At 61.1% G+C, this 5,356-nt stretch carries 6 protein-coding genes and 2 pseudogenes; 3 read left to right on the plus strand and 5 right to left on the minus strand.

The annotated features are described in order from the left end of the window. A pseudogene (locus NKI35_RS31120) lies at positions 1–1,138 on the plus strand (hypothetical protein); the annotation flags it as partial. 148 nt (positions 1,139–1,286) lie between these two features. On the opposite strand, the gene virG reads toward NKI35_RS31120, so the two are convergent. Continuing rightward, positions 1,287–2,012, minus strand: a complete 726-nt coding sequence (virG, locus tag NKI35_RS31125) for a two-component system response regulator VirG (protein WP_352742630.1) — start codon at positions 2,010–2,012, stop codon at positions 1,287–1,289. Positions 2,013–2,155: 143 nt separating this feature from the next. Between virG and NKI35_RS31130 the strand changes: the two genes are divergently transcribed. After that, a complete protein-coding gene (locus tag NKI35_RS31130) occupies positions 2,156–2,350 on the plus strand; it encodes an acyl carrier protein (protein ID WP_352515489.1) in 195 nt (64 codons plus the stop codon). Here NKI35_RS31130 and NKI35_RS31135 read toward each other — a convergent pair. The 3 genes from NKI35_RS31135 to NKI35_RS31145 all read right to left on the minus strand — a co-directional run bounded on the left by NKI35_RS31135 (position 2,337) and on the right by NKI35_RS31145 (position 4,623). Further along, positions 2,337–3,095 carry a hypothetical protein gene (locus NKI35_RS31135; RefSeq protein WP_352742632.1) on the minus strand — a complete coding sequence of 253 codons (759 nt, stop codon included), beginning with the start codon at positions 3,093–3,095 and terminating at the stop codon, positions 2,337–2,339. The genes NKI35_RS31130 and NKI35_RS31135 overlap by 14 nt on opposite strands. After that, the gene (locus NKI35_RS31140; protein WP_352742634.1) at positions 3,095–3,625 is read right to left on the minus strand and encodes a hypothetical protein; all 531 of its coding nucleotides are present in this window, start codon (positions 3,623–3,625) and stop codon (positions 3,095–3,097) included. The genes NKI35_RS31135 and NKI35_RS31140 overlap by 1 nt, the downstream gene beginning before the upstream one ends. A gap of 110 nt (positions 3,626–3,735) precedes the next feature. Beyond that, positions 3,736–4,623, minus strand: coding sequence for a hypothetical protein (locus tag NKI35_RS31145; RefSeq protein ID WP_352659172.1), 888 nt, complete (start codon positions 4,621–4,623; stop codon positions 3,736–3,738). A 160-nt stretch (positions 4,624–4,783) separates the two neighbouring features. On the opposite strand from NKI35_RS31145, the pseudogene NKI35_RS31150 reads away from it, so the two are divergent. Next, a pseudogene (locus NKI35_RS31150) lies at positions 4,784–5,205 on the plus strand (DUF1403 family protein); the annotation flags it as partial. Here the strand turns inward: NKI35_RS31150 and NKI35_RS31155 are convergent. Then, positions 5,134–5,356 (minus strand): hypothetical protein (locus tag NKI35_RS31155; protein WP_352742636.1); only part of this gene is annotated, 223 nt, incomplete at its 5' end. The pseudogene NKI35_RS31150 and the gene NKI35_RS31155 sit on opposite strands and share 72 nt — an antisense overlap.

The raw sequence follows: 5,356 nt of genomic DNA on the forward strand, positions 1-5,356 counted from the left end.
GGCGCGCCATCATCATGCGCCGGATTCGTCAGTGGTTGATCTGAATCCCCCCGCACGGGTCGAGTTGCGTGACCATGCTCGTTCTGTGCCGGCGGCGGTGCAGCCAGATCGCCCAAAAGTGGTCTCCGGTCCCGACAAGGGTCCTCTTTATTCCAACGATGCGACCCTTGTCGAAGGGCTGAGGTCAGCACTCTATGCCGGTAAGATCGGGGAGATCACGGTCAAGCGCCATGTAGATATTCTTTTCGGCTTTGGTCATTGGCTCGTTGAAAATAACAAGCCGGGGATTGCGGATCGGCTTCACGATTCGTCGCTGGATCGGGATCGCAAGGAGTACGAGATCTGGGGTGGCGGCCCCTCGGCCGTGGCTGGGTCACTGGGTCGTCTCAAGACGTGGGCGGGCGGAGCGCCAGTGGTGGGCCGCCCTGCCCTGAATCCCCACCCTGCCGACGCCGTGCTCATCAGAGAGTACACAGCGGCTCTCATCAAAGCGTACGAGGCAGCGCCGACCGGGCCGAAACCCCGTACCGTTGAGGTCTATGGGTCTGCTCTTAGACGTTTCAGTCAATGCCTGGTTGAAAACAAAAAGCCGGGGATTGCGGATCGGCTTCACGAGCGGTCGCTGGATGAAGATGCCAAGCGCTATATGAAAACCGCTGACATCAGTGCACTAACTCATCTCCGGAAGTTCGCACTCGGGCGCGAAATTGCCCTTGCTGCTCGTCCGGAAGACGCAGTCGGCATGGAGGCTCGTGCCATTGGGGACGCCGCTGCGCAGACCGCGGCACAAGCTCATGGCCACGCAGGAGAGCAGGGACCCATCTCTCGAGCTCAACAAGTCGCGCCAGCGCCGTTTGAACGGCACTTGGGCAAGAAGCGCGAGGCCCAGGACGGACTGACGAGTACACTTGACAGGGGCAACCTCGTGAACAGCGGGGGCGTCATCATAAACAATGAACATTACACAGCGCTGTTGAGACCGGCGAAGAGGCAGAGGACTGATAATCCGCAAAGCCGCGCCATGGGGCGGCAACTGAGCGAAGCAACCACGACGTCCATCAGCCAAGCCTCCGATCAAGCCCGAGCGGACCTAATGGCTTCCTTCAGAAGCAGGGAGCGCTCCGACGCGGGGCGTTGAGCTCCATGGCTGGGGTCAAGCAGAACAGCTCTCTTGACGACAGAGGGGCTGATGCGATCTCCGGACCGGTAGCTCTCGCCGTAATTGATCAGGCTGGTACTGTTGGAAGGCTTGATCAGCCTCGTCACCCCAATCTCCAGCATCACTGTCACGCGGCCAACGTGCCTCCGTAGCTAACATCTACGTCAGCGTTGAAGAAGTACCCTGCGCCACGGGATGTTTTGACCAGGCGAGGGTTGGCCGCATCAGCCTTCAGCTTTCGGCGCAAGCGCATGATTAGGACATCGATACTTCGATCGTACACCTCTTCTCCACGCACACGGCTCGCGAGCAAAAGCCGTTCTCTGGATAGCACGTTGCGGGGGTTCTCCAGAAATGCGATCAACAGATTGAACTCACATGCGGTAAGCTTGACCTCGCCACGCTCCGCACAGATCAGTCGCCGCTGCTTCACGCTGAGCTTCCAGGCCCCAAAGCGAAATGAGCGCTGCTCTCTGATTCGCGGACTAGAAATGCGCTGGCGTAGCGCTACTCGAATGCGGGCCAAGAATTCGCGCATCCCGAAAGGCTTGGGAATGAAATCGGTTGCGCCGAGCTCCAGTGCAACCACTTTTTCCGCCTCATCAAGCCGGTCGCCGCTGATCACTATGATAGGAACATCCGATTTTGTCGCCAGATTGCGGACGATCGCAAGTCCATCCTCCCGGCCTAGGTTAAGGTCAACAACCACGAGATCGACTGGCTCACGTGAAAGAACATAGTCAAACTGCTTGCTATCGTGGACTGCGGTTACCTTCAGGGCATGCATCGTGAGATACTCGGCGATGAGGCGCCGCATTGCGGCATCATCGTCAATGACAAGAACGTGTTTCAACGGCACACCTCGCTTTGGGGGTTGCGCCCCGATCAGGGTTGCATTACCTGAATCTGCAAGCAAAAGGCATGTATTAGTGATGACATTAAATTGAACAACTGGTTCTCAAAACCCTCAACGCTCTAGTTGCCGAAAAAGTAGAGGTGTCGATGACAACCCGAATGCGGGATCTCGGCCTCGACAGCCTCGACTATAACGAGCTTGCTACGGCGATCGAGAGCCGACTTGGCTGGTTTGTCGACGATTACAAGCTCTGGCAATACGAGTCCGTAAGGCATGTCGCCGACGCCGTCGCCAGTCAGGAGTTGCGCACCCCTGGCCTGGTCAGGACATGTTAAGCGGAACCACCAGCAGTGCGGCAAGTGCTGGAGTAGTGCTGTAGGCACAGGTTACGGTGAGGCCAGCTTGGGCCGTTGCTCCGCTGTGGTTTCTATTCGTGACTGGTGCGTTTGAGAACTGTTGGGTCAGCCCGGTCCATGTCGCAGTGCCGATGCCCCCATTGGTGGCGTTGCCCGCAATTGCGATCGCTGCGCCCAGGGCACCAATGCTGACGGTCGTTGTCAGGCCACCCGTTGAATTGTTGTCAGAGGCAACAGTGCCCACCACACCATCCCAATTGGTGGTCGTATAGACCGACATGTAGTCACGGAACACGCTCTCACTATACGTGGTCACGATCGTTGCCGTCGTACCGGTTGGCACGAGGGCTGACCACATTGACAGATAGACCACACCAGAATTGAAGATGCTTTCCACCTGAGCGAGAAGGGTGGCAGCCACACCCCCAATCGTCATACTGTTGACGGTCACTGCACTTTCGGTGTCAGTGGTCTCAGTTGTCACGATGACACGACGATTAGCGTGTGGCGCGACAACAAGCGGAATGCTGGTGTGGGTGTAAACGGTCGTGGCAGTCGAGTCTTCGTGAGTGCCATTGAAGACCAGATCTATCGGGAACATTTTCTCCCAGACGCCCGAGCTGCGCACATAGACCTGTCGAGCCTTGGTCCAGAGGCTTGAGATTTTCACCCAGACGGCGCTGGCCGCCCCCCAGACCCCGGAGGCTTTGACGTAAAGGGCCATTACGGCTGCACCCAGAAATCACCGTCCACGCCGCCAGAAGGGGCAGCGGCCGAGATCGTGACGCTGCGATTTGCCATCGTGCCGACGCCGAGAAGCGCCTTGGTCTGGGCAATGGACTGCGGTGGACGATAATTGTCCCCGGTGCCGTCACTCGACGCGCGACCGACGATGCTCGTCACAGCGTCGGCACCTGTGGCGTAGGTCGAGCGGTACAAACGCGTCGTGATATCACCAGCGCCATCGCGCTGAGTGACCGTGCCGGCCGTTCCAGTCTGATCCATCGAAGCGCCGCCGAGCTTTGCGCTGTCAACGGCCTGAGCGGTTGCACCAAGCTTGCCCCTAACCGTCGTCGTCAGATCGGTGATCTGCTTCTGCAGCTTGCCCAGTGCCGACAACACCGTGTCGGCCGCGGTGATCACGCCTCCCGTGGCGGTCGACAGACCCGTCAGGGCCGCGGTGATGACCGTGGCGGCAAAGTTCGAGATCGTGGCGGCCAGCTGGGTGCCGGTATGGGTCGAACGATCGCGCAAACTCGCGTCGGTAGCATTGGCGGTCGCGGCCGACGCAATACCGGCGAGCTTCGTTTTCTCCGTCGCCGTTTAGGCTTTGTTGGTCGTGCCGTCACTGATATCGTCGGCGGTCAGAATGACAGCACCAGTGCGGCCTGCGATCGACAGCACGGCGTCGGTGTAGTCTTCCTTGAACCAGTTGGCTGCGAAGGTCGTGGCCGAGGCGTTGGCGGCGTTGGCGACGATACGATCGCCGTTGGCAACGTCTGACCCTTGACGGTGCCACCGGTCGAGACGATGTAGGTGAAGCCGGCCTGGGCCACGCCAGCGCCGGGGAAGCTGCCAACAGAGGCGTCCCAGGTGCCCTTGAGGATAATCGCCTGATCGAGCCCGAGCACCTTCGCGCGCAGATCGTCCAGGTCCACGTTGCCGGTAACCGTGATGAAGCCAAGCTTGGCACTCATGGCGGTCGTAAAGGTGCCGGTCGTGCCAATCAGAGCTGCGTTGTAAGCTTGGACCGAGGCACCAACAGCAGCGCTGATGCGCGCGTCGGCTGCTGTTGAGACGTTCGAGATCGTGGTGGCCAGCTGGGTGCGGGTGTGGATTGAGCGATCGCGCAGCGCTGCATCAGTCGCATTGGTGGTGGCACCTGATGCGACACCATCGAGTTTGGCCTTGTCCGCGCCCGACATGAAGCCGGAAGCTCCAGTGGTTGCGTCAGCGTGCGAGTGGGCCGCTGGTGGGAACGTCACCGGCTTGTCCGTGATGCCGGCCCACGGCGCGCTGTCAGCAATATCGGCGGCGGTGACCTTACCATCAGCGTTGGTGTCGTAGTCCACCTTCTCCATGTCACCGGTGCCGGTGCCAGCGGCGCCGCGCACGTCAACCGCGTCAGCCATGATAGCCGTGAGGCCCGTCGCGCCGATGTAGTCGCCGGTAGCGGGCTTGGTCCCGGTGCCGCCTACCCAGTCAGCAACCTGGAAAACACGTCTGGCCCCGTCCACGACGAGGCTGGGCACGATTGACCAGCCCTTATCTCCCTGGTCGCCCTTGAGGCCCTTGGTGTTGAAGCGGAGGGTCCAGGCGGTAGCCCCCCGTCTTTTTTAGACATTCGCGGCGTCGGAGAAAGCGAAATCACCAACGTGGCCATCGGCGTTGGCCGGGGCGCCGATCGTATGGATGATCTCCTTCCGCACCCTTGGGACCGACGCGTCTCCCGGGGTCGGGCTGTCCGCTCTCGCGGCACCGGTGCCGTCCTCGCTGCGCCGGGCAGTCCCCGATGCGCAAACTGTTGAAGATGCTGGGATCGCATGCGGCGCCGCGATCGCCACGCTCGATGCGGTCGTGCGCCGGGATGAAAAATGGGCCGGCGCCTGGCGGCAGCGCCTCGCACTCGGCGCGGCCGCGGCGACGGTGCGGCAGGCGGGCCGCACCGAGGACGAGGCCGCGCTGCGCGACGCCGTGCTGCTGCTCACACGACCGGGCGACAATGCCGGGCCCGCCGGCCTTTGCTCCTCGCCTGGCGCCGGCTAGCAGCCCGGTCCGCGGCGGAGCTTCTGACGGAGCAAAACCTCGCCGCGGCATTGGAGGAATTCGGCTTTTTTGCCCGCGCGTCGGTTTTGGCGATTTGACGACATAGGCTTGTTGGCCGGGCTTGTCACGTTGTCTGAAATTGGCCGGCCGAGGGCTGCTGCTGCTGAATTCATGCGGGCGTTCCAGTCACGGCCTTCGATTCGGCGATGGCTTGCAAGC

Origin of the sequence: Mesorhizobium sp. M0676 (assembly GCF_040320535.1) — a bacterium.
GTDB lineage: Bacteria > Pseudomonadota > Alphaproteobacteria > Rhizobiales > Rhizobiaceae > Mesorhizobium.

Bases quoted from the DNA above. Each gene is read 5' to 3' on its own strand.
- NKI35_RS31135 (WP_352742632.1), bottom strand. From the start codon at position 3,095: ATGGCCCTTTACGTCAAAGCCTCCGGGGTCTGGGGGGCGGCCAGCGCC.